Annotated in this window: 16 protein-coding genes and 1 pseudogene; 10 read left to right on the top strand and 7 right to left on the bottom strand. The window is 70.7% G+C overall.

Translation table 11 applies throughout. The features are described 5' to 3' along the window. Position 1 precedes the first annotated feature (1 nt). Entirely contained in the window at positions 2 to 4,642 is a 4,641-nt protein-coding gene (locus tag OG407_RS06280; protein ID WP_405855798.1) for an AbfB domain-containing protein, read from the top strand. A gap of 101 nt (positions 4,643 to 4,743) precedes the next feature. Here OG407_RS06280 and OG407_RS06275 read toward each other — a convergent pair whose 3' ends face one another. Then, positions 4,744 to 5,718: an aldo/keto reductase gene (locus OG407_RS06275; RefSeq protein ID WP_405855796.1), complete on the bottom strand. Its 975-nt coding sequence runs from the start codon at positions 5,716 to 5,718 to the stop codon at positions 4,744 to 4,746. A 144-nt stretch (positions 5,719 to 5,862) separates the two neighbouring features. Between OG407_RS06275 and OG407_RS06270 the strand changes: the two genes are divergently transcribed. Beyond that, positions 5,863 to 6,492 (top strand): TetR/AcrR family transcriptional regulator, encoded by a 630-nt coding sequence (locus OG407_RS06270; RefSeq protein WP_405855794.1) that lies wholly within the window; start codon positions 5,863 to 5,865, stop codon positions 6,490 to 6,492. 138 nt (positions 6,493 to 6,630) lie between these two features. Continuing rightward, positions 6,631 to 7,425 (top strand): hypothetical protein, encoded by a 795-nt coding sequence (locus tag OG407_RS06265; protein WP_405855793.1) that lies wholly within the window; start codon positions 6,631 to 6,633, stop codon positions 7,423 to 7,425. Between the two features lie 54 nt (positions 7,426 to 7,479). Here the strand turns inward: OG407_RS06265 and OG407_RS06260 are convergent, their stop codons facing one another. Beyond that, positions 7,480 to 8,907, bottom strand: coding sequence for an amidohydrolase family protein (locus tag OG407_RS06260; RefSeq protein WP_405855791.1), 1,428 nt, complete (start codon positions 8,905 to 8,907; stop codon positions 7,480 to 7,482). Then, positions 8,904 to 10,181 (bottom strand): CoA transferase, encoded by a 1,278-nt coding sequence (locus OG407_RS06255; protein WP_405855789.1) that lies wholly within the window; start codon positions 10,179 to 10,181, stop codon positions 8,904 to 8,906. Before OG407_RS06255 ends, OG407_RS06260 begins: the two co-directional genes overlap by 4 nt. A gap of 19 nt (positions 10,182 to 10,200) precedes the next feature. On the opposite strand from OG407_RS06255, the gene OG407_RS06250 reads away from it, so the two are divergent. Further along, positions 10,201 to 11,271: an enoyl-CoA hydratase-related protein gene (locus OG407_RS06250; protein ID WP_405855787.1), complete on the top strand. Its 1,071-nt coding sequence runs from the start codon at positions 10,201 to 10,203 to the stop codon at positions 11,269 to 11,271. A gap of 495 nt (positions 11,272 to 11,766) precedes the next feature. On the opposite strand, the gene OG407_RS06245 is transcribed toward OG407_RS06250, so the two are convergent. From OG407_RS06245 to OG407_RS06235, 3 genes are all read right to left on the bottom strand, one after another. Beyond that, entirely contained in the window at positions 11,767 to 12,816 is a 1,050-nt protein-coding gene (locus OG407_RS06245; protein ID WP_405855785.1) for a phosphotransferase family protein, read from the bottom strand. Continuing rightward, complete coding sequence (locus tag OG407_RS06240) at positions 12,813 to 14,012, bottom strand: acyl-CoA dehydrogenase family protein (RefSeq protein ID WP_405855783.1); 1,200 nt, start codon at positions 14,010 to 14,012, stop codon at positions 12,813 to 12,815. The genes OG407_RS06245 and OG407_RS06240 overlap by 4 nt, the downstream gene beginning before the upstream one ends. A gap of 71 nt (positions 14,013 to 14,083) precedes the next feature. Next, a complete protein-coding gene (locus OG407_RS06235) occupies positions 14,084 to 14,824 on the bottom strand; it encodes an SDR family NAD(P)-dependent oxidoreductase (protein WP_405855781.1) in 741 nt (246 codons plus the stop codon). A 125-nt stretch (positions 14,825 to 14,949) separates the two neighbouring features. Between OG407_RS06235 and OG407_RS06230 the strand changes: the two genes are divergently transcribed. Further along, entirely contained in the window at positions 14,950 to 15,621 is a 672-nt protein-coding gene (locus OG407_RS06230; protein ID WP_405855779.1) for a TetR/AcrR family transcriptional regulator, read from the top strand. Positions 15,622 to 15,669: 48 nt separating this feature from the next. Here the strand turns inward: OG407_RS06230 and OG407_RS06225 are convergent, their stop codons facing one another. Continuing rightward, on the bottom strand, positions 15,670 to 17,133 hold the full coding sequence (locus OG407_RS06225) for an APC family permease (RefSeq protein ID WP_405855777.1): 1,464 nt from the start codon (positions 17,131 to 17,133) through the stop codon (positions 15,670 to 15,672). A gap of 352 nt (positions 17,134 to 17,485) precedes the next feature. On the opposite strand from OG407_RS06225, the gene OG407_RS06220 reads away from it, so the two are divergent. From OG407_RS06220 to OG407_RS06200, 5 genes and pseudogenes are all read left to right on the top strand, one after another. Continuing rightward, complete coding sequence (locus OG407_RS06220) at positions 17,486 to 18,787, top strand: serine hydrolase domain-containing protein (protein WP_405855775.1); 1,302 nt, start codon at positions 17,486 to 17,488, stop codon at positions 18,785 to 18,787. Positions 18,788 to 19,354: 567 nt separating this feature from the next. Then, positions 19,355 to 20,851 (top strand): flavin-containing monooxygenase, encoded by a 1,497-nt coding sequence (locus OG407_RS06215; protein WP_405855773.1) that lies wholly within the window; start codon positions 19,355 to 19,357, stop codon positions 20,849 to 20,851. Between the two features lie 111 nt (positions 20,852 to 20,962). Then, the gene (locus OG407_RS06210) at positions 20,963 to 21,550 is read left to right on the top strand and encodes an adenylate kinase (RefSeq protein WP_405855771.1); all 588 of its coding nucleotides are present in this window, start codon (positions 20,963 to 20,965) and stop codon (positions 21,548 to 21,550) included. 119 nt (positions 21,551 to 21,669) lie between these two features. Further along, positions 21,670 to 22,548, top strand: a complete 879-nt coding sequence (locus OG407_RS06205; RefSeq protein WP_405855769.1) for a phytanoyl-CoA dioxygenase family protein — start codon at positions 21,670 to 21,672, stop codon at positions 22,546 to 22,548. 46 nt (positions 22,549 to 22,594) lie between these two features. After that, a pseudogene (locus OG407_RS06200) lies at positions 22,595 to 23,428 on the top strand (Gfo/Idh/MocA family protein); the annotation flags it as partial. Between the last annotated feature and the right edge of the window lie 26 nt (positions 23,429 to 23,454).

The following is a 23,454-nucleotide window of genomic DNA, read 5'->3' as shown; positions in this document are numbered from 1 at the left end:
CATGGCGAGAGACCTGAGCCGCCGGTGGTTCCTGGGCGGCACCGGCACCATGACCGCCGCCGCGATCGCCGCGACCGCCCCCACCACGCTCCTCGCGGCGGGCACGGCCCACGCCGAGATACCCGTGGACAACGGAGCCGCCGGCTTCACCTTCGCCCACCCGGGAATCCTGCACACCCAGGAGGACCTCGACCGGATGAGAACCGCGGTCGCCGCAGAGGAGGACCCGGTCTACTCGGGGTACCGGGCCATGGCCGCGGACAGCCGCTCCTCCTACGACTACACGGCGGCGAACACCGGCCAGATCACCACCTGGGGACGCGGCCCGTACAACTACCAGGACCAGGCGCCGAACGATGCCGCCGCTGCCTACCAGAACGCCCTGATGTGGTACATCACGCAGGACGTCCGGTACGCCGACAAGGCACGGGACATCGTCAACATCTGGTCGGGGACCCTGGAGGGAATCACCGGCGCGGACGGTGAACTCGGCGCGTCCCTCCAGGGGTTCAAGTTCGTCAACGCGGCGGAGATCCTGCGCCACACCGGCTACGACGGCTGGGCCGCCGCGGACATCGCGCGGTGCGAGAAGTCCCTCAAGGACGTCTGGTACAAGGCCCAGTCGGGCTACGCCCTGTTCGCCAACGGCGGCTGGGACGCCGGGATCATCCAGACCGTGCTGGGCATCGCCGTGTTCTGCGACGACCGCGTGATGTTCGAGGACGCGGTGCGGTACGCCGCCGCCGGGGCCGGGAACGGCAGCATCAGGCACCGGATCGTCAACGCCACCGGACAGGGCCAGGAGAGCGGCCGGGACCAGACCCACGAACAACTGGCCCTCGGCCTGCTGGCCAGCGCCTCCCAAGTGGCCTGGAACCAGGGCGTCGACCTGTTCGCCTTCGCCGGTGACCGCATCCTCGCCGGGTACGAGTACGACGCGAAGTACAACCTCGGCAACGACGACGTGCCCTTCGCCGCGGACCTCGACCGGACCGGCAAGTACATCAAGACGGCGGTCACGACGCTCGTCCGCGGGCTGTCCCGCCCCATCTTCGAGCTGGCCTACGCGCACTACGTGAGCGTCCTCGGTCTGTCGGCGCCGTACACGAGACAGGCGGTCTTCCGGGGCACCGACGGGGCCCGGTTCGTCGAGGGCTATGACCAGGACCACCCGTCCTGGGGCACCCTGACCTGTGCGCGCGAGGCACCGGCCTCGTCGACTCCCGTCGCGCCGCCGGGTGTTCCGGCCGGGCTGACGGCGAGCAACGGATCGGACTCCGTCGACCTCGCCTGGGTGGCGTCGGTGGACCCGGCCAGCGCCACCTCGGCCGCGACGTACTCGGTGGCCCGGTCCAAGACCAGTGGCGGGACGTACAAGACGGTCGCCACCGGGCTGACGTCCACGACGTACTCCGATCTCGAAGTCACCGTCGGCACGACGTACTACTACACGGTCACCGCCACCAACGCGGTGGGCACGAGCGTCGCCTCCCTGGAGGTCTGCGCGACGGCCGGTCTGCCGAGCAACTGGTCGTCGCGGAACGTGGGGACCGTCCAGGCGTCCGGGCTGACGACCTTCGACGGCGAGCGGTTCACCCTGGAGGCCAGCGGCGCCGACATCGCGGGCACCGCCGACAGCTTCCGGATCGCGCAGATGTCGCTGAGCGGGAACGTCACCGTCACCGCACGGGTGGTGTACCCGCTCAGCTCGCAGTACGCCAAGGTCGGCGTGATGATGCGCAGTTCGACGGCGGCGGGCTCGGCCCACGCGTCGATGCTGCTCCAGGGCCTCACCCTCACCGCCTGGAGCGGAGTGTGGACCACCCGCGCCACCACCGGGGCGACGACCTCGGCGACCGGCAGTACCCCGGTCCCGCCCGCACAGCAGACCGCGATCTCGACGGCCGCCTCGTACCCGATCTCGAACCTGGGGTCCCTGCCGGATTCGGCGACGCCGTTGCAAGCCCCCTACGTGGAGGCGGCGGGCGACGGATACCGGATGCGGATGCCGTACTGGGTGCGCCTCGACCGCACCAAGGACAGGTTCACCGGCTCGATCTCCCCGGACGGCGTGCACTGGACCGAGGTCGGCTCCACCGAACTCGACCTCGGCACGACCGTCTACGTCGGCCTGGTCAACTGCTCGTGCCTGGGCGTCTCGCAGTCGTACGCGGAGACTGGCACGGCGGCCTTCGACAACGTCACCGTGGTCCGCAAGTCCTCCACGCACTGGCAGGTCGCCGCGCCCAAGGGGACCGTCAACACCCTGGCAGCGAACGCCGGTTCCAGCGCGATCGAGCTGACCTGGAGCGACCCGGACCTGTCCGGCCGCTACACGGTCAGCCGTAGCACCTCACCCGGCGGCCCCTACGAGACGATCGCCACCGACGTTGGACCGGTCGGCTTCGGCGTCCACACCGGCTACCGCGACCCCACCGGGACGCCCGGCACGACCTACTCCTACGTGATCGCCAAGACCAACGTCGGTGGCACGGGCCCGACTTCGGCCGAGGTCGACGCGACGATGCCGACGCCGCCCGTACCGAAACTGAGCAGCGCGTCAGCCGCGTACGCCAACATCGGTGTGCCGTTCGAGTATCTGATCGGCGCCTCCAACGACCCCGCGACCTTCGACGCCACCGGACTGCCCGCCGGGCTGAGCGTCGACACCGCGACCGGTCTGATCTCCGGCACCCCTACAGGCACAGGGGAGTTCACCGTCCGGATCTCGGCGACCAACGCCACCGGCACCGACACCGCGACGGTCGAACTCACCGTCGGGACCCCGCCACCCGCACCCTGGTCGTACCAGGACATCGGCGACTACGTGCTGGACGAACGGCAGTTGGGGATCTACGGCGTGGTGTCCGTCCGCACGCCGGGCATCACCGGCTACGACGCCACGGACAAGAGCTTCACGGTACGGGGCGCCGGGACGGACCTGAACGTCAACGGCCAGGGCATGACCGCCCAGTACGCCTACCTGCCGGTCACCGGTGACACCACGTTCATCGCCCGGGTCGCGAGCCGGACCAACGCGGGCGACAACGACCAGGTCGGCCTGCTGATGACCCAGTCCCTCTCGCCGTTCGGCCAGCTGGCCGGCGCGATCCTGACCAGCACGGGCAGCGGCGACACCGGCGTCAAGCAGTTCGTACGCCGCCTGGTGGTGGCCGGCGGCACATCCACCACCAACGCGAGCGGCAGCGGTGTGCCCACCCCCACCTGGCTGCGGATGGAGCGCAGCGGCAACAAGTTCACCGCCTCGGCCTCCTCCGACGGCGTCACCTGGTCGGTCATCGGCCGGGACACGATCGCCACCTTCGGCTCGGCCCCCTTCTATGTCGGGCTCGCCGTCACGTCCCGTACTCCGTCCGCCCTCAACACCACCGTCTTCGACCACGTCAGCGTGACGGCAGGCGCGACCACCGTCCTCGGCCAGCCCGTCCAGGACCCCTACCAGACCTTCAGCTCGGCGACGGCCGCCACCGCGGCCTACGGCCAGTCCGGCACCGACCTCGCCGTCTACGGCGACGGCACCGACCTCTGGGGCGGCACCGACCAGTACAGCGCCATCTACCTGACCGGCGCGCTGCCCAAGGCGTCCGTCGCCACGGTCGTGGTGACCTCGCAGGACTCCACCGCCGCCTGGGCCAGAGCCGGGATCATGGTCCGCGACGACATCACCGGCACCGGCACCTCGCCCGGCTACCTCACGCTCTCCGTGACGCCCGGTCACGGCGTCGCGCTCCAGTGGGACAGCGACGGCGACGGCACCCTCGACCGCAGTGTCGAGACGGACGGCAGCACCTCCTACCCGACCTGGCTCAAGCTCGTCCGCGCCGGTACCGACTACACCGGCTACCGCTCCGCCGACGGCACCACCTGGACCCCTGTCGGTACCGCGACCGTCGCGAGCGCGGTGACCGCCCAGGACGTGGGAGCCTTCACGACGTCCGCCTCCAGCACGGCCGCGGAGTCCGACTTCAGCGAGTTCACCGTCACCGCGCGGACACTCACCCAGGTCCTCGCCCAAGCCCGCGAGACCGACCCTGCCGCCTGGACGCAGGAGAGCTACGCGGCCTTCACCGCCGAACTCGACCGCATCGAGACGGAGGGGGCGAAGCCCGGCGCCGACGAGGACGCCCTGATCGACGAGGTGTTCACCGCGTACGACCTGCTGGACCCCAGCCACGCCCTGGTGGTCGGCGCGCCCCGGTCACTGCAGTCCGTCAACTTCCCTGATTACTACGCCGCTTACGGCTCCGACGCGCTCGGCATCCTCGGCCAGGTCACCGAAGCCAGCAGCGACACCATCAAGAAGCAGGCCGGTTTCACGGTGGTGGCCGGCCTCGCGGACCCGGACGGCTTCTCCTTCCGCAGCGCCGACGGCCGCTACCTACGCCACTACAGCTTCCGCGTCAGGCTGGACGCGAGCGACGGCTCGGACACCTTCAAGCAGGACGCGACCTTCCACGCCGTCACCGGGTCGCAGGACGAGTCGGTCCGGCTGATGTCCCACAACTTCCCCACGCGCTGTATCCGTCACCGCGCCTACCAGTTGTGGGTGGACGAGTACACCACCTCCGATACCGCCGTCCAGGACGACAGTTCGTTCATCCCGGTGGGCGTCTGGACCTGATTCACCTGCCGCAACCGGCGTGGGACCACGGCTCTGGAGCGTGAGTTCCAGGCGCTGCTTCCTGGAGCGATTCGGAGCCGGGTCCCGCACCAGCAGACCGTTCAGTTCCAGGTCGGCATCATGGCTTCGGGGTAGCGGGCGCCGTAGCCGCCGGTGGGCAGGATCTCCTCGATGCGGGCGAGGTCCGCACCGGTGAGGCTGACATCGGTGGCGCCGATGTTCTCCTGGAGCCGATCGAGGTTGCGCGTGCCCGGGATGGGGACGATGTCCTCGCCCTGCGCCAGGAGCCAGGCAAGGGCGAGCTGGGCGACGCTGATTCCCTTGGTGGCCGCCAACTCGCCGAGCAGGCGGGTGGCTTCCTGGTTCTTCTCGTAGTTGCCGGGCTGGTAGCGGGCGTCCCACTGGCGCATGTCGCCGTCGGGGTAGTCGGCGCCGGGCCTGGCCTGCCCGGTCAGGAAGCCCCGGCCGAGCGGGGAGTAGGGCACGAAACCGATGCCGAGCTCCCGCAGGACGGGAAGGAGTTCCTCTACGTCCCGCTCGAACAGGGAGTACTCGGTCTGCAGGACGGAGACCGGCTGGACGGCGTGGGCGGCGCGGATGGTCTGCTCGCCTGCCTCACTCAGGCCGAAGTAGCGGACCTTGCCCGCGTCGATGAGTTCCCTGACGGTGCCCGCGACCTCCTCGATGGGCACGTTCGGGTCGACGCGGTGCTGATAGAGGACGTCGATGTGGTCGGTGCCCAGGTGGCGGAGGCTGTTGTCGGTGACCTCACGGATGTGCTCGGGGCGGCTGTCGACGCCACCCTCTCGGGTGCCGGTGAAGTCGAAGCCGAACTTGGTGGCGATGACGACCTCGTCGCGCACCGGCGCCAGCGCCTTGCCGATGACGCGCTCGTTCGCGCCCTGCCCGTACAACTCGGCGGTGTCGAAGAACGTGACGCCCAGTTCCTGGGCCCGACGGATGGTCGCGATGCCTTCCTGCTCGTCGGAGGGGCCGTAGGCAAGGGAGATGCCCATCGCGCCGTAGCCGAGGGCGGAGGCGGTCAGGCCCTGTCGGCCCAGGTGTCGCTTCTGCATGTTCACACGTCTTCTTTCCGTGATCCGGGTTGCCTGCCGGGAGCGGGCGGGCGTGGTCGCCGGAAGCGACCCAGCCGTCCCGGATGTAAGAGTACTCTTACATGTGAGACTGCTCTTACATCCCGGTAAGGGAGAATGGGCTCCGTGAGTGACACCATCGCCCGGCGCGGCTACCACCACGGCGACCTGCGCGCCCAACTGATCCGCGACGGTCTGGCCGTTCTGGCCGAGACGGGCACGCTCGGTTTCTCGGTGGCCAAGGTCGCGGCCCGCGCGGGTGTTTCCTCCGGCGCTCCCTATCGCCACTTCCGTGACCGTGAGGCCCTGCTCGCCGCCTGTGCCGCCACCGTCGCGCACGAACTGGCCGACCGGCTGGCCGAGTCGGCAGAGGCGGCAGGGGACGACCCCGTGGAACGACTGGCCGCCACCGCGGGCGCCTACGCGCTCTACGTCGCCCAGCACCGCGTCGGCCTCGAACTCATCTACGCCGACGACTTCCAGGGCTCCCACTACCATGAACTCCACGAAGCGGGCCGTCACTTCATCGACGTCATGCTCCCCCTGGCCACCGCGGCCGCCACCGCCGACACCATCCTCGGGGTGATGGAACTCCTCGAAGCCCACCTCGCTCTCGCCCACGGCTACGCCACTTTCCAGCTCCAGGGAGCCTTCGGCCAGAACCGCCGCAGCCCCGAGGACCTTCCGCGTCTCGCCACCACCGCGGCCCGAGCCCTCATCACGGGCAGGAGTACGGCAGCCGCCGCGAGGGGCTGAGTACATCCCCCCACGCACGTTCCGCCGCCCTCGCCGCTGGCTTCGAGCCGGTACGTGACCGCCCGTCCGGGGCCGTCACTCGTGGCGGTGGCCAGGGCCGGCGCTGACGTTGGCTCCGAGGGCGCTTGAGAGGATCACGTGGACAGGGGTCGAGGGGGTTCTTCGGCAGCGGCGGTTCTTGACGAGCTGACGGTCGCCGACGTGGCCGCCCGGGTCCGTGACGCGCTGGAGGGTGTCTTCGACGCCGTGTGCCGGACAGGGGCGGACACGGAGGCGCTGCTCACCTCGGCCGGCATGGACGGCCGCCGCCCCGTCTCGGCCGACCTCGCCGCCCTCCGCCCCGGCCTGCATGCCCGCCTCACCGGGTACGAACTGGTCTCGGGGGTCGGCTTCGTGGCGGCGCCCGGACTGCTCGGTGACGTATCGGCCTGGCTGGAGTGGTGGCAGATCACCACGGACGGGGCCGTTCAGCCGCTTCTGCTGGACCTGGACCCCGAGCACTCGGCGTACTACGACTACACCCACTGGGACTGGTTCACGCTGCCCCGCGACACCGGGCAGCGGGCCATCGCGGGACCTTACGTCGACTATCTCTGCTCGGACGAGTACAGCCTCACCCTCTCGGCACCGGTGACGGTCGCGGGCCGTTTCGTGGGGGTGGCCGCTGCCGACGTCTATCTGCGGCACTTCGAAGCAGGCGTCATGCCGCTGCTCCAATGCCTGCCGGGACCGGCCCGCCTGGTCAACGCGCGCGGTCGCGTCGCCGCCTCCAACGACCCCCACCACCTGGTCGGCTCGCTCACCAAGGGCCCGGACTTCGCGGCGGTGCTGGTCGGCCCGGCGAGCGGCGCCGAACACGACGGGCTGCAACTGCGGCCCTGCGACGGCGTCCCGCTGATCCTGGTGACGGCGGCACCTCCGGCAACACTCTGATCCGGCGGGGTGCCCTGCGGTTCCTTCGGCCTTCGAGCGCACCGCGCCGCCGCCTCATGCCACCCGATGCCCGCCGACGAGGGTCAGCCGGACGATCCCGGCGTCCAGGCGGTCGAGCGCCGCGCCCAACGGGGTGTGCAGCAGCACCAGATCCGCCCGGGCTCCCACGTGGACCCGGCGCGGAGCATCGCCGGGCCGTTGCCCGGGGGAGAGGTAGCCGTCCAGTGCCTGCGCGGCGGTGAGCCGTTCCCCGGGGCCGACGACCGCGCCCGAGCGGGTGCGTCGCCCTACCGCCGCCCGCATCACCGCCCACGGATCGACCGGCCCGTACGGGGCGTCGCTGGACAGCCCCAGCGGAACGCCGGCCGCGCGCAGCGAGGCGCAGCGGTACAGCTCGTCGTGCTCGGACGCGGGGGTGCCGCGCAGGAAGTCGTCGCCGCGGTCCGCGAGGAAGCCCGGCTGGGTCACCACCCGCAGGCCGAGTCGGCGAATGCCGGGAATGACGTCGGCCGGCACGAGGGAGGCGTGTTCCAGGCGGTCTCCGGGCAGGCTGCCGGCCTCCCTGAGGGCGATCAGGAACAGCAGCAGCGACTCCCGGGTCACGCAGTGCGCGGCGACCGGCCGACCGGCCCGGTGCGCGCCGGCGACGGCTTCGGTCAACGCGTCGAGGGCGGGCAGACCGGAGTCCGCGAGCACGATCTTCCAGGGACCGGCTTCCGGGCGGTTCGGGCCGGGGCCGGAGTCCGGGGTGCCGCCGGGGTCCGGGGAACCGCTGAGCGGCGCGCCCAGCAGCAGCACCCGCTGGCGGAGTTCGCCGCTCGCCGTCGCCGCCGAGATCGCCTCGACCGTGCCGGTGTCCAGTTCCGGGCTCGCATCGGTGACGGCCGTGATGCCGTACCCGGCCAGCAACAGGCTCAGCCCGGCCAACGAGGGCGGTTCGCCGCGCGGCAGCCGCGCGCGCAGCCAGTCGTCGGCCCGCCACAGGCGCCCGGTCGGGTGCCCCCCGGCGTCCCGCTCGATACCGGGGTGGTCCCCGCCGCCGAGTCCGACGGCCTCGGCGGCACGGGAGTTGAGCACCCACAGGGCGCCGCTGCGGTGTTGCAGCCGGACCGGAACATCGTCGCGAAGCTCGTCGAGACCGGCCGCGTCCAGATCTCCGGCCGTGGACTCGTGGTAGCGCACGCCTCTGATCCAGCCGTGCCCGTCCGGCCTCGCACGCCGCAACACCTGGGCGAGTCCCGCCCGGTCGGGCGTGGTGGCGGGGTCGCAGGAGGCGGACGCCAGATCGGCGGCGGTGGCGAACAGATGGATGTGATGATCCGTCAGCCCGGGGAGCAGCGTGCCGCCGTGCGCCTCCACCAGCTCCTCGGCCCGGTCCGCACGCGGCAACGACCACCCCAGCTCCACCACCCGACCGTGCCCGATCCGGACGTCGAGCGGTTCCCCGTTCACCTCCGCACCGCGGATCAGCAGGCCGTTCACGGTGCGGCGATCCCGAGCCGTCGCAGTACCGCGCCGGTGTCGGCGCCCAGTTCGGGCGCGACGGCCCGTGGGGTCCTGGCGACCGGCGCGAGGACCGGAACCCGTTCCTGCCCGGTGTCCACCGCCCAGCCGGTCCCGGCCCGTCGCACCCGCGCCCCTGGGCCGGTCCCCCCTCCTTCGAGGGTCGCTGCCACGACGTCCGCCATGGCCACGTCCCACAGCACCCCGCCGCCGCCCGCGGGCTCGGACAGGGCCAGCGCGGCGGCGGTCAGACCCGTGAGCGGGTCGGCGATCGCGTCCCCGCAGAAGACCGGCAGACCTCGCTCGTCGTACGCCAGCAGTCCGCTCGCGGCGGCCACGTCGTCGCCGAAGCCGACCCTGTCCGAGGCCCGGCCGCGGGCGGTGATCGAGACCCAGGTGCAGCCGCGCTCCACCTCGGCCTGTGCGTCCAGTCCGAACCCGGCCAGCGCGCGGGGGCGGGACGCCTCGATGACGATGTCCGCCCTGCGCACCAGCGCGTGCAGGGCGGCGCGTCCGGCGGGGTCCGCCGGGTCGAGTGCGACCGAGCGGTGGCCGCCGTGCAGCAGGTCGTAGAAGGGCCGGTTGCCCTGTCGGGCGCCGTCCGGACGGGAAGGGACCTCGACCTTCACCACGTCCGCGCCCGCGAGACCGAGCAGGTGCGCGCAGAGCGGGCCGGCCCACAGCGCGCTGAAGTCCACCACCAGCAGCCGCTCCACCGAGCGCGGCCCGCCCGGCCGCGGCGGCTCGGCGCGACGGCCCGCGCCGTCCGCCTGCCGTCCGGGTGCCCCGACCGATCCCGCGGCCAGGCTCAACAGCGTTGCCCGCTCGTCCAGTTGGGCACCGCTGTGCGCGGCCAGCCAGGTGGCCAGCCGCTGCGGCAACAGCTCGTCGAGGTCGTGGCCGATCAGCGCGCTCCACAACAACGGGTCGTCCGGGCGGGCCGACGACACCGCCGCCCAGCCGTCCAGCGTCGGCAGCAGCCGGCAACTGCCGCCGACGGACAGCCGCCCCCGGCGGCTCCCGCCGGTGAGCGCCGCACGCTCGGACAGCAGCCGCGGTCCGTCGACCCGGACGGGGTGGCGGGAACCCCTGGTGGCCAGCTCGACGTGGTCGGCCATCCGATCCGCCCAGGAGGCGGCGGCGCCCGCGGGTACGATCGGCGGGCCGGTACCGTGGCCGGTCAGCGGCAGGACCCCGCTCCGCGCCCAGTCGCGCGCGGTCTCGGCGGAGGAGCCCGGGGACCAAGTGACCATGTCAGGATGCTAGGCCAGGATGATGTTGACGCGCAGTGCGATCTCCGTGGCGGACCTGGCCGCAGGCGCGGCCCACGCGGACCTGCTCGCCGAGGGCGGCGCCGTGGTCGACCCGCTGCTGCTGGTCGACCTGGACCGCCCCTTCGGCAGTACGGCCGTCCTCCGACGCGCCGTGGAGCGGGCCCGGGAGTGCGACCGCCTGCTCGTCGGCGTCACCCGTGCCGCCGCGCCCCCGGCCGCGCTGACCGAGGCGCTGGACCTGACGCTGGCACCCGCCGACGGCGCGGATCGCCGCCTGGTCGCCGTCGAGGATCCCGACGCCGAGGCCCGGGTGCTGCGCGGCCACGCGCTCGGCAACCCCGAGGCGGCCGTCGTCCTCGGCCAGGTCCTGCGGGCCGGCGAGCAACTCGCCGTGCACCAGGCGCTGGACGCGGAGTCGCTCGCCTACTCCACCCTGCTCACCGGCAGCGGCTTCGCGCGCTGGCTGGCGGCCCGCGGCGACCGGCCGGTGCCCCCGCCCGCGAGCGCCGAGACCGTGCTGGTCCGCCGTGACGGCGACACCCTGTACCTCACGCTGAACCGGCCCGAGCGGCGCAACGCCTACGGTCGGGAGCTACGGGACGCGCTCGTCGCGGCCCTGGACATCGCCCGGTTCGACGCGACGGTGGCCGAGGTCGTCCTGGACGGGAACGGCCCCTCCTTCTGCTCGGGCGGAGACCTCGGCGAGTTCGGGGTCGCCGCCGATCTGTCGACGGCGCACCTGGTGCGCACCCGTGGTGGCGCGGCCCGGTCGGTGCACGAACTCCGGGACCGGATCACCGTGCGGACGCACGGCGCCTGCGTAGGCGCCGGGATCGAGCTGCCCGCCTTCGCCTCCCGGATCGTCGCCGACCCCGGCACGGTCTTCCGGCTGCCGGAGCTGGGCATGGGGCTGATCCCGGGCGCGGGCGGCACGGTGAGCATCCCGCGCCGTATCGGCCGGTGGCGCACGCTGTACCTGGTACTCAGCGGGTGCCCGCTCGACGCCGGGCGGGCACTGCGCTGGGGTCTGGTCGACGAGGTGGAGCCGGTCGGTCCTCCGGTCGCCTGAGCGCCCGGCCCGCGGCCTTTCCCGCGCCGTTGCCGACCCACCGAGTCGACAGGCAGCTCACCTCGGCAGCGGTGATCCCGGCGGACGTGTCGCAGTGGCGGACGCCGATCAGCATGGACGCACAGAAGAGCGCGCCGAAGTCCCCGGCGGCGGCGCGGAAACAGGCGCAGGCCGTCGCCGACATCGCCGGAGACGCGCGGCACGGGCGGGACTCCGGCAAGGCCGGCCACGTGGGCCGTGGCGCAGGAGACGGGCTGAAGTCCCGGGCGGCGGCCGGGAGTTCGGCATTCCAAGGATGCCGAGGCCGGGCATGCCGACAGCCGCCTCGGCCACTTCGTGCTCACGCATTCGGGGACAAGACGGGCCGGCGGACTCCTCGATGTGCCGCGTGCCGCGGTGCGGTCAGGAGGCCTGATGGGACAGCGCTCAGAAGTGTCGTGTCGCGGGCAGCCGCACCCTGAAGCTCCCGCCTCGTAGCCGTAGCCGTAGCGCCGCCTACGCCCGTCCCAGCACGCGGAGTTCGCGGAGAGCCTTCGAGACCAGGACCGGGACCGCCGCACCGGCGCCTTCGTAGCCGCCGCTCACTGTCTGGCCGCCGATGTACCGGGCGTGGACGCCTTCGAGGATCACGGCGAGTTTCATCGCGCTGAAGGCCAGGTAGAACGGCAGGAGGCTCAGGTCCCGGCCGGTCGACTCCGCGTATTTCTCGGCCACTTCGCGGCTGCTGGGGAAGCCCTGCTGGGTGGTGACGCCCACCGCGACGGGAATCAGCTCGCGGTCCCTGTCGTCACGGTCGTGCCAGTACGTCAGCGTCATGGCCAGATCGGCCAACGGGTCGCCCAGCGTGGAGAGTTCCCAGTCAAGAACACCGGCGATGCGGGGCGGCCCGTCCAGGCTGACGATGGTGTTGTCGAGGCGGTAGTCGCCGTGCACGATCGAGGCGTCGGAGCGCTCCGGCACATGGTCGGCGAGCCGGTTCAGGAGTACGTCCATGTCCGGAAGCCGGCGCGTGTGCGAGCGGCGCCACTGCTCGCCCCACCGGGAGATCTGCCGCGCGCAGTAGCCGTACGGCCGTCCGAAGTCCGCCAGGCCGACGCTTTCAGGGTCGACGCCGTGCAGGTCCGCGAGGGTCTTCACCAGACCGTCGGCCAGCGCCGAGCGTCCCTCGGGGCTGAGCCCGGCGGAGTCCTCCGCCGTACGTATGACCACGCCGGGCACCTCGGCCATGACGTAGAAGGGACAGCCGAGGACGTCGGGGTCCGTGCAGAGTGCGAGAGTCCGGGGTACGGGCACGGCGGTCCCCGCGAGCGCGGTCTGGACGCGGTACTCACGCTTCATGTCGTGCGCGCTGGGGAGCACTTCACCGAGCGGTGGCCGCCGGAGGATGACGGTTCCGTGGGGGAGACGCAGTCGGTAGGTGATGTTCGACAGCCCGCCGGAGATCAGCTCGGCCTGCCAAGGACCGCCGTCCAGCAGATCCGGCAGCGTTTCCCGCAGCCACTTCTCGATGTCCACGGCCGGCAGACCGGGCAGATCGGTGCTCATGACTGAACTCCGCTTTCCTGTATGGCGGTTGTGCCGGCACGGCGTGCGGCCCGCTTGGCGATCGACATCCGGTGCGTCTCCGAGGCTCCGTCGTAGATGCGGAAGGCGCGGATGTCGGCGTAGATGCGGCCGATGACCAGGTCCTCGCTGGTGCCCAGTCCTCCGGCCAGTTGCACCGAGCGGTCGACGACCCTTCCGACGGCCTCGCTGATGAAGACCTTGGCGCGCGACGACGACTCGGTGCCCTTACCGCCCTCGGCCACCTCCCAACAGGTCTGCCACAGCAGTGCTCGGGCAGCGACCAGGTCGATCTCGTTGTCGGCGATCAGCTGCTGTGCCATCCCGAGGTCGGCGAGCCGCTGACCGAACAACTCCCGGTCGACCGCCCGCGCAAGAGCGATCTCGTGTGCGCGCCGGGCGGCACCGAGCCACCGCATGCAGTGGGTGAGACGGGCGGGCGCCAGCCTGACCTGTACGTACCGGAAGCCCAGTCCGGCTTCGCCGAGCACGGCGTCGTCCGGCACGAACACGTCCTCGAACAGCACCCGGCAGTGGCCGCCGACCATGGTCGAGTCGATGGTGCGGGCGTGTTCCTTCACCGCGAAACCGGGGGTGTCGGTGTCGACGAGCAGCATGGTGGCTCCGCCGCTCTCGCCGTCGCGCGCCATGACGATCGTGAACGCGGCGCCCTCGGCTCCCGTGATCAGGTGCTTCTCACCCGAGATGCTCCAGCCGCCGGGGACCTTCGTCGCCAGGGTGCGTACGGCGGACGGGTCGGAGCCCGCTCCGGGCGGCGGCTCGGTCATCGCGAAGCAGGAGCGAATGTCGCCGTTGACGAGCGGGACGAGGTACTTCTCGCGCTGAGCGGGCGTGGCCACCACATTGAGCAGGTGGATGTTGCCCTCGTCCGGGGCCGCGCAGTTGAGGGCCAGCGGGCCGAGCAGACTGGTGCCTGCCTCCTCCAGGAGGACGGCCGCCTCGTCGAAGCGGAAGCCGCCTCCGCCGAGGTCGGCCGGTGCCTGCGGTGCCCAGATCCCGGCGGCCTTCGCAGCCCGCTGCAACTCGCGGCGCAGCCCGTCGTCCAGGCCGTTCGCGAACGCCTCCTGCTCGCGCGGGACGACCACGTCCGTCACGAACTCGGCGATCCTGTCGCGCCACTCCACCACTCGGGGCGCAAGAGAGAAATCGAAGGACATCTACGGTGACTCCGTCCGGCTCGTCATGTCGTTGCCCGGGCCGGATCCGGCCCCGGTTCTCCCGGCGGCGGTCATGCGCGCCACAGTGTTTCTCCAGGCCGGGTGACCACGATGTTGGGCACCGCGGCATACCGCGACAGCCGGCACAGCGACACGGTGAGTTCCGCGATGTCCGAGACCTGGATCATCGTGGCGGGGTCGACGCGGTCGTGCACCCAGGCCGCCATGTCGGTGTCGACGTAGCCGGGTGAGAGGGCCGTCGCGTTCACGCCCCGGGCGCCCTCGGCGGTCGTGATCGATTCGCAGAGGGAGATCAGGGCCGCCTTGGTGGCGCCGTACGCGGCCAGGCCCGGCTCGCTCACGACTCCCGTGATCGACGCGATGGCGATGATCTTCGCCCCGAGTCCGGACGGCGCGGATCCGGCCGTACGGAGTGCGGGCAGGAGTCGCTGGGTGAGCTGGAAGTTGCTCCTGAGGTTCACCGCCAGCATGGTGTCGAGCTTGTGCAGGGGATAGGCGGCCAGCTCGCCGCCCGTTCCCATACCGGCGGCGAGTACCAACACGTCGATGCCGCCGTGCAGTTGGAGATGTGTGTCGGCCAGGGCCTCGACCTGCTCCGGGTCCGCCATGTCCGCGGATGCGGTCTCCACCCGGCCGCCATGGACGCGCAGTTGATCGGCGGTGTCCTTGAGCGGTCCGTCGGTGCGCGCGGACAGGGTGAGATCGAACCCCTCTGCCGCGAGCCGCTCCGCGATGGCCCTGCCGATTCCGCGGGATGCGCCGGTGACGAGCGCGGTACGCCGGACTGTCATGGCACTCCTTCTGAGCTAATGACCGTTAGCTCAGATCCTGATCGTTTGATCAGAAACTTGTCAAGAGGTCGGTGTGCTAAGCCACATCACTGAAGCTAATGGGCAGTAGCCGATATCCTCATCACATGACTGAGGCGCTGCATGACGAAGACGGGTCGCGCTGGGCGGGACGGGATGCCGGTCCAGCGCGGAGACAACAGACCGTCGACGCGCGGACGATCTCCGCGGCGGCGCTGAGACTGTTCGCCGAACGGGGCTATCGTGCGACGACGATGTCCGACATCGGCGCGGCGATCGGCATCCGCGGTCCGAGCCTGTACCGGCACGTGAGCTCGAAGCAGGTACTGCTCGGGGGAATCATGGTCGACACGATGCGGGCGTTGATCGCGGACCAGCGGGCGGCGCTCGACGCCGGCGGCGACGTGTCCCTGCAGCTGCGGCGGATCGTCGAGGCGCACGTCCGCTATCACGCGGCCCATCGCGAGCAGGCGTTCGTCGGCAACCGTGAGATCGAGAACCTGGAACAGCCCTACCGCGACCAGGTGCTGAGGCTGCGCCGGACCTATGAGCGGGGGCTGCGCACCGTCATCGAACGGGGGTGCGCCGAGGGCGACTTCACCGTCGCGGAACCCCGGCTCGCCTCGTACGCGATCCTCGACATGGGCATGGGGGTCTCGGCATGGTTCCGTCCGGACGGACCGCACGGCGCCGAGCAGATCGCGTACACGTACGCCGACCACGCGATCCGCATGCTCACCGGCCGGTCGTCGGAGGGTGCGACGACCGCCGACGCGTGACGGTCCGTGTGCCGCCGTCGTCGGCACACGGACCGTCCTTGTCCACGCCTACTGCCGGCCGATCCGGGCGTACACCTCGGGCTTCGTCCTCCGGTAGACGAGCGCCATGACGACGCCCGCCGCGAAGGTTCCGTAGACGACCGCGAACATCGTGTTCGCGAGAGTCTGCGAGCCGCTGATCAGCAGGTTGAAGTTCTGGGTCGCCAGGACCACGGAGACGGCGAGGCCGGCGAGCGCGAGAGCGGGAGCGATGACCGAGTTCCAGGGATTCGCCCCGGCCACCCGGTTCCGCCTGAGGTAGACGGGAACCGCGACGCCGGTGACCAGGAGCAGGACGATGAGCGCGTAGCCGAAGATCCCGACCAGTACGGCGTACAGCTTCGAGGGGTCGGTGCCGAGGGCGACGAAGGGGGCCAGCCCGAGCAGCGACAGGGCGGTCATGGTGAGGGACGCGCGGTGCGGGGAGCCGTGCCGGCCGTGCACCCGGCTGAGGGAGCGGTGCAGGATGCGGTCCGCGCTCAGGTTGTACATGTAGCGCGACGTGATGTTGTGGCCCGACAACAGCGCGGCGAAGATGCTCGTGTTCAGCAGCACGGTCACGATGTCCACGGTGACGCGGCCGCTGTACGTCTCCAGGCTGGAGATGAACGACCCGGTGGGGTCGGTGGCCGCGGCGGCCACGACCTTGTCGGCGCCCACGGCCTGGATCATCACCCACGCGCCGCCCGCATACAGGACGGTGACAAGGCCGATGACGAGATAGGTCGCCCGCGGAATCGTACGGTCGGGATTCCGCACCTCGTCGCGGAAGATGGTGGTCGCCTCGAATCCGCCGAAGCAGGTGATGCCGTAAAGAAGGGCGATACCGATCGAGCCGGAGAATATGGCGTGCGGGGTGAAGGAAGAAGTGCCGAGGCCTGAAGCGCCGCCCTGGAATACGACACAGGCGTCATAGACGAGGACGACGATGATCTCGCAGACCAGAAGCGCGGAAAGAATCTTCGCCGAGAGGTCGAGCTTGAGATAGCCCAGCGTTCCGACGATCGCCAGCAGGAACAGACCCCAGACCCACCACTTGATATCGGGCCCGTGATAGGTGTCGTGGACGAGCGATTCCAGTACGAGGCCGCCGTACGCGTAGCTGCCGATGACCATGAAGTAGTAGCCGAGCAGTGCGACGAACGAGGATCCCAGTCCCGCGACCCTGCCGAGACCTGCGGTGATGTAGGCGTAGAAGCCTCCCGGGTTCGGCAGGTGCCGGGCCATGGTGGTGAATCCGGCGGCGAAGAGGGCGATGATCGCCCCGGCTGCGACGAACGCCATGGGTGCGCCGAGGCCATTTCCATAGCCGATGACCACCGGGAGAAAGCCGACGACGATCGCGAGGGGCGCGTTGAAGGCGAGCACCGTGAAGAGCAGATGGGCGGTGCCGAGGTTTCCTCGGAGTTGCGATTCCTGCGGTGATGACGCCGTGGGAGTTTTCGGCTCATTCGCCGCTGACACAGAACTCATGTGCACCCTCTCTGGTGATGGCCCCGACCCCCTGCTGGGGCATTGGCGAATCTTGTCGGCCCAGTAATGGGTTACTGAAGCGGCCTGTCAAGGTTTTCGGGAAAATTCACGAATTCTGGGGACCGGAATGGAGAGTGCGGGTCTGCTTCCGGGAGTGGGTTGACAGCCTGGTGAGGCAGTCCCACAGTGGACCACTAGTTGGTCATCTGATCAGGTCGTTAGATTACGATGGCGTTCGCCGCTCCGCAAGGGGTCTGTGCATCCCGTCTCGGCCGACGCGGCGGGTGCCGACCGCGCCCGCTCCGGCCCGCGGCCCGGACCGGCGGGCGCCCGAGTCACCGCGAGGAGCGTCATGTCGATTCAGCCGCAGACCACGTACTCGGAGGGGTTCGTCGCACCGGGTTTCGAGCCGCTACGGGAGGCGTTCGACCGGAACTTCGCGCAGCTCGGCGAGGTGGGGGCGTCCTGCGCGGTCTACGTGGACGGCGAGCTGAAGGCCGACCTGTGGGGCGGACTCGCCGACATCGTCACGGGGGAGCGATGGCGGGCGGACACGGTCGGGCTGGCGTACTCCGTGACGAAGGGCGCCACGGCGATCCTCTGTTGCCTGCTGGCCGGCCGGGGGGAACTCGACCTCGACGCTCCCGTCGCCCGCTACTGGCCGGCCTTCGCGAGCCACGGGAAGGGCGGTGTCACGGTCCGGATGATCCTCGCCCACCAGGCCGGACTGCCCGTTCTCGACGGCCGGTTCACCCGTGCGGAGATCCTCGCGTACGGCGTCGCGGCACGAGCACTCGCCTCGCAGAAACCTCTCTGGACGCCGGGCGCCGACTTCGGCTACCACGCCCTGACGTACGGCTGGCTTCTCGACGAGGTGGTTCGACGTGCCACCGGCCGGACGATCCAGGACCTGTTCTCCAGTGAGATCGCCGGGCCGCTGGACCTCGACTTCTTCATCGGTCTGCCCGACGGCGTGGAGCACCGGGTCGCCGCGCTGGTCGACGACCCGCTGTCCGGTCGCCCCGCCGCCTCGCCCGACTCCTCGCTCGCGGACCGGATTCCCGATCCGGAGCTGAGGCGGGCGATCGGCGCCGACCGGAGAGCTCCGGCGGACCTGTCGTCGTCACTGCTGATCCGGGCGATGACCGCCAATGGTGCGCTGAGGACGCCCGATGCCGACGAGTGGAACACCCCGAGCGTCCGCAGAGCCGCCCTTCCGGCGGCGAACGGCATCACCAACGCCCGCTCCGTGGCGCGGCTCTACGCCTCCTGTGCCGGCGCGGTGGACGGACGGAGGCTGCTGGACGAGGACGTGATCACGGCCGCGACCGCCGAGCGAAGTGCGGGGTGTGACCGGGTGACCGGACTGGAGGCGAGGTTCGGCAGCGGGTTCATGCTGCCCAGCGCGGGGGTGCCGATGCTGTCCGGGAGTTCCTTCGGGCACGAGGGTGTCGGTGGGGCACTCGGCTTCGCCGACCGCGATGCCCGGGTCGGCTTCGGATATGTGCAGAACCTGCTGAAGACGGAGATGACCGGAGGCCCGGATCCACGCGTCGCGGGACTGCTCGCGGCGCTGCGCGACGCACTGGGCGGCCAGGGTCTGTCCGGCGGAACGGGTCGGAGGAAGGTGGCGGCCCCCGACGAGACCAGGTGAGCGGGTCTTCGTGTGCGCAGCCGCAAGGCGGAGAAGGTGCTGATACCGGTGGCTGCCGCTGCCGCTGCCGCTGCGGGTGATGCGATGGGAGTCCCCGCGTGAGGTCGTTCGGGGGTGGGGGAGTCGACAGCGGGCGACAGCGCCGCCGGAGGTTCCACGCGCCCCCTGGGCGGACAGGGGAAGATGTGCCAAGACCGGCGTCTCCGGCCTGATCCGCCGGGTAGGCCCTGAGTGCTCCGCCGGCTGTGTCGATGTGCGGGGACGCGCTGTGCCGTCGATCGTCCGCGGCGCCATCGTGGCTGGTCGCGCCCCCGCGGCGGAGCCGCGTACGGATACCGCCCCGCAGGCCTTCAGGGTGCTGCCGAGCCGCGGCGGACTTCGCCGGATCGCTGGGACCGGGTCGGCCGTCGGCGCCTTCGGTGTTCTCCGGGCATTGACACGCGGAAGGACGGCACGCATTCTGATCGTACGATCAGGTCATTTGATCAGAAGTCCTCGCCGTCGACCCCACTGGGGATCGCGGCTCGGAGGACACCATCCCTGGCCCTCAGTCGACAGAGGACGGTCATGACTCATCTTCAAGGCGGCGATCCCGCGGTCGTCATCGTGGGCTCGGGTTTCTCCGGGCTCTGTGCCGCCATCAAGCTCAAGGAAGCCGGGATCGACGACTTCGTCATTCTGGAGAAGGACTCCGATGTCGGCGGCACCTGGCGGGACAACACCTACCCGGGCGCCGCCTGCGATGTTCCGAGCGTGCTGTACTCCTACTCCTTCCGCCAGAACCCGGACTGGACACGGCACTTCCCGTCCTGGGACGAACTCCACGCCTACCTGCGGCAAGTCGTAGACGTCTACGAACTCGGCCCGCACCTCAGGTTCGGCGTCGAGGTGGAGGAGATGCGCTTCGACGACACGACCGGTAGCTGGACCGTGGTCACCGGGGCGGGTGAGTCGATCCGGGGCAGGTTCGTCGTGAACGCGACCGGAGTGCTGAGCAAGCCGGTCGTGCCCGAGATCTCCGGCCTGGAGACCTTCGACGGAAAGGCGTTCCACTCCGCCCGGTGGGATCACGACCACGACTTCACCGGACGCCATGTCGCGGTGATCGGAACCGGTGCGAGTGCCGTTCAGTTCGTTCCCCACCTGGCCGAACAGGCGGAAAAACTCTACGTGTTCCAGCGGTCACCGCACTGGGTGACGCCACGCGGCGACGCGGAGATCCCCGCACGCCGGCGTCGTCTCTACGGTCGGCTGCCCCTCGTGCAGCGGCTGCGGCGCTGGGCGACGTACTGGGAGTTCGAGACGCTGGCCCGGGGATTCCTCGGACACCCCAAGGTCGTCGAGCGCTACCGGCAGCGAGCGCTGGACTTCCTCAAGGAGTCCGTGCCCGACGAGGCGATGCGGGCCGCGCTGACCCCCGACTACGCCCCCGGGTGCAAACGCCGCCTGGTGTCCGACGACTGGTTCCCCGCCCTCCAGCGGAGCAACGTCGAACTGGTCACGACGGGTCTGCGCGAGATCACGGCGGACGCGGTCGTCGCGGCGGACGGCTCGCCGCGCCGGGTCGACACCATCGTCTTCGGCACCGGGTTCGCCGCCACCGACTTCCTCGCCCCGATGAAGGTGTTCGGGCGGGACGGCGTCGAGATCTCGGACGCCTGGAGGGACGGAGCCGCCACGAAGCTGGGCATCTCGACCTCGGCGTTCCCGAACTTCTTCATGATGCTGGGCCCGAACACCGCACTCGGGCACAACTCGATGGTGTTCATGATCGAGGCGCAGACCCGCTACATAGTCGGCGCCATCAAGCACGCGCGCGTGCAGGGGACACGGGCTCTCGAACTGCGCCCGGAGGTACAGGCGAGCGCCTACCGCAGAACTCAGCGGCTGATGAAGAAGACCGTCTGGGTGTCCGGCGGTTGCCGCAGTTGGTACCAGTCGGCGGACGGCCGCATCGACACGCTGTGGCCGGGTACGACTGTCTCCTACTGGTGGCGGACGAAGCGGTTCAAGCCCCGCGACTATCGGTCGGGGCAGGGAGCGACGACGAGCGGGACCGCGTAGACGCTTACCGGCCGGGCCTGTTGACGGAACCTGCTCGGCTCGTCATGAGTGACGGAGACGCCGTACCGGCATGTCATGGATGCGGCTCGATCGGAAGGTATCCCCACCCACATGCGACTTGTGCTCATCGGCCCTCCTGGCGCAGGCAAGGGCACCCAGGCAGCCATCCTCCGCGACGATCTAGGTGTCCCGCACATCTCGACCGGCGATCTGTTCCGCGATCACGTCAGCCGCCGGACGGCTCTGGGGCAGGATGCCCAGCGGTATCTCGACACGGGGGAGCTGGTTCCCGACCACATCACGGGCGAGATGATCCGCCGACGGCTGGCGGAACCGGACACGCGGCGGGGTTTCCTCCTCGACGGCTTCCCACGAACTGTGCGACAGGCGGAGGCACTTGGGGCGATGCTCCCCGGCGCGGACGGCGGGATCGACGCCGTCCTGGAGTTCACCGCGCCCGAGGACGTCGTAGTGGGAAGGCTGTTGAGCCGTGGCCGGGCGGACGACACCGAGCAGGTCATCCGGCACCGGCAACAGATCTACCGCAGCCAGACCGCTCCGCTCCTCGCCCACTACGCGGCCAGGCTGCTGACGATCCAGGCCGTCGGCTCCGCCGAGCAGATCGGCGAACGGGTGCGGAAGGCATTGCGGCAACGGGGCCTCGCAGCGAGTGAGGACGAGAGCGCGGCACGGCCTTGAAACACATCCTGTCGGCCATGTGATCCGCCGGTCACGGCACCGGGCCGACTGACTCTCTCGCCCCGATCCACCCGCCGGGCTCCGGCGAACACCATCGTTGAACTTGTGAGGGCAACACCATGGGTCTCACCACACTCGAACCGACCGCGTCCGTGGATGACGTCTGCGACGTGATCGCGCGCGACGGCGGCGTGATCGTGAAGGACTTCATCGACAGCGAGCTCCTCGACGCGATCAAGGCCGACCTCCTGCCGGAGCTGGAGCGGGTCGGCTGGGGTCAGGACGACTTCGCCGGAGCCAGGACGCGTCGACTCGCCGCCCTGTTCAAGCACAGTCCGCGCATGACCGACCTCATCACCCACCCGTTGTTCTACGGTACGGCGGAGCGCTACCTCCAGATACCGACCCCGGTGTGGTTCGGCGAGGAGCGGGCGGAGTTGGTTCCGAACATCCAGATCGGCGTGACACAGCTCATCGACATCCACCCCGGCGAGGGCTCTCAGCCGCTGCACCGGGACGACGCGGTCTGGCAGTGGCGCCACCCGGAGGGCGGTCGCCAGGCCCGGGTACAGATCATGCTGGCCGTCACCGACTTCACCGCCGACAACGGCGGGACACTGGTGATCCCCGGCAGCCACCTGTGGGACGACGAGCGCGGACCCCGCCCGGAGGAGACGGTCCCGACCGAGATGACGGCGGGATCCGCGCTGATCTGGCTGGGGGCGACTTACCACGCCGGCGGCACCAACAACACCGACATCTCCCGGACCGGGCTGACCCTGACCCTCGACCTGGCCTACCTCCGGCAGGAGGAGAACCAGTACCTCTCCGTGCCCCTCGACGTCGTCAGGCAGCTGCCGGACCGCGTCCAGCGCCTCCTCGGCTACGAGGCGAGTCCGCCGTTCATGGGCTGGATCGAGGTCGACGGTGTGATGACCGACCCGCACCACGTGCTGGAGGACGACCCGTCCTCCGTCAAGGCCGCGGCAGCGTTCTAGCGGCCGGTCGGACGTCGACGCCGGTACCGCCGAGGCCGTCGCCGCCCGCGCCGGTGCCGCGCACAGCACCACCGTCGAGGAACTGCTCGCCGACCCGGCCGTCGACGTCGTCGCGGTGTGCAGCCCGCACCAGTTCCACGCGGCGCAGGCGGAGGCTGCCTGCGCGGCCGGCAAGAAGGCGGTCCTGGTCGAGAAGCCGTTCGCCACCGGCGTCGAGGAGGCCCGGCGGATCGCCAAGGCCTCCCAGGAGTCCGGCGTCCCCGTCGTCGTCGGCGCCATGCACACCTACGACCCCGCCTGGCTCGCCGTCGAACGGCACTGGGGCGAACTGCCGCGCACCGCCCGTCTGGTGCGCTCGGTCATCCAACTGCCGTTCAACGCACGGTACGAGTCCCTCGCGACCCAGCCGCACAGTCAGCCGGTGCCGCCGCCCCCGGCCGACCTCACCGACCCGGCCGCTCGGCTCCACGCGGGCCCGGCTGAGCATCCGCTCCCGGGGCGAGCAGTGGCAGTTGCGCTTCGTCGATCCCGAACACCGCCCGGCCCACGGCGGCGCTCCGGATCGACGATGCCGGCGAGCAACTCCAGCCCACCCGGTACGAGACCGCGCACCGCGCCGCCTGGCGGCAACTGCACGGCGCCGCGACCGCCTCGACCCAGCCGTCCTACACCTTGTCGGACCTTGTCGCGGACCTGCGGTTGCTGCCGACCGAGGCCCTTCGCTGAGAGGCCCCGCGTGATCGCCGGGGACCGCCCCGGTTGCCACGGCCTCGGTGCCGACGGGGACTTCAGCGACAGCGACCGTTTCGTACCTGGATCACGCGGACCTGGAGTACGGCGACCGGGCGGCCGTGGTGACGGAGACCGGCGAGGGACGTAGCCGCCCTCGCCGGCGCGGAGCCCATG

It is taken from the genome of Streptomyces sp. NBC_01515, assembly GCF_045040345.1.
In the GTDB taxonomy this organism is placed as follows: domain Bacteria; phylum Actinomycetota; class Actinomycetes; order Streptomycetales; family Streptomycetaceae; genus Streptomyces.
This window is presented reverse-complemented; position numbering and strand designations above follow the sequence as displayed.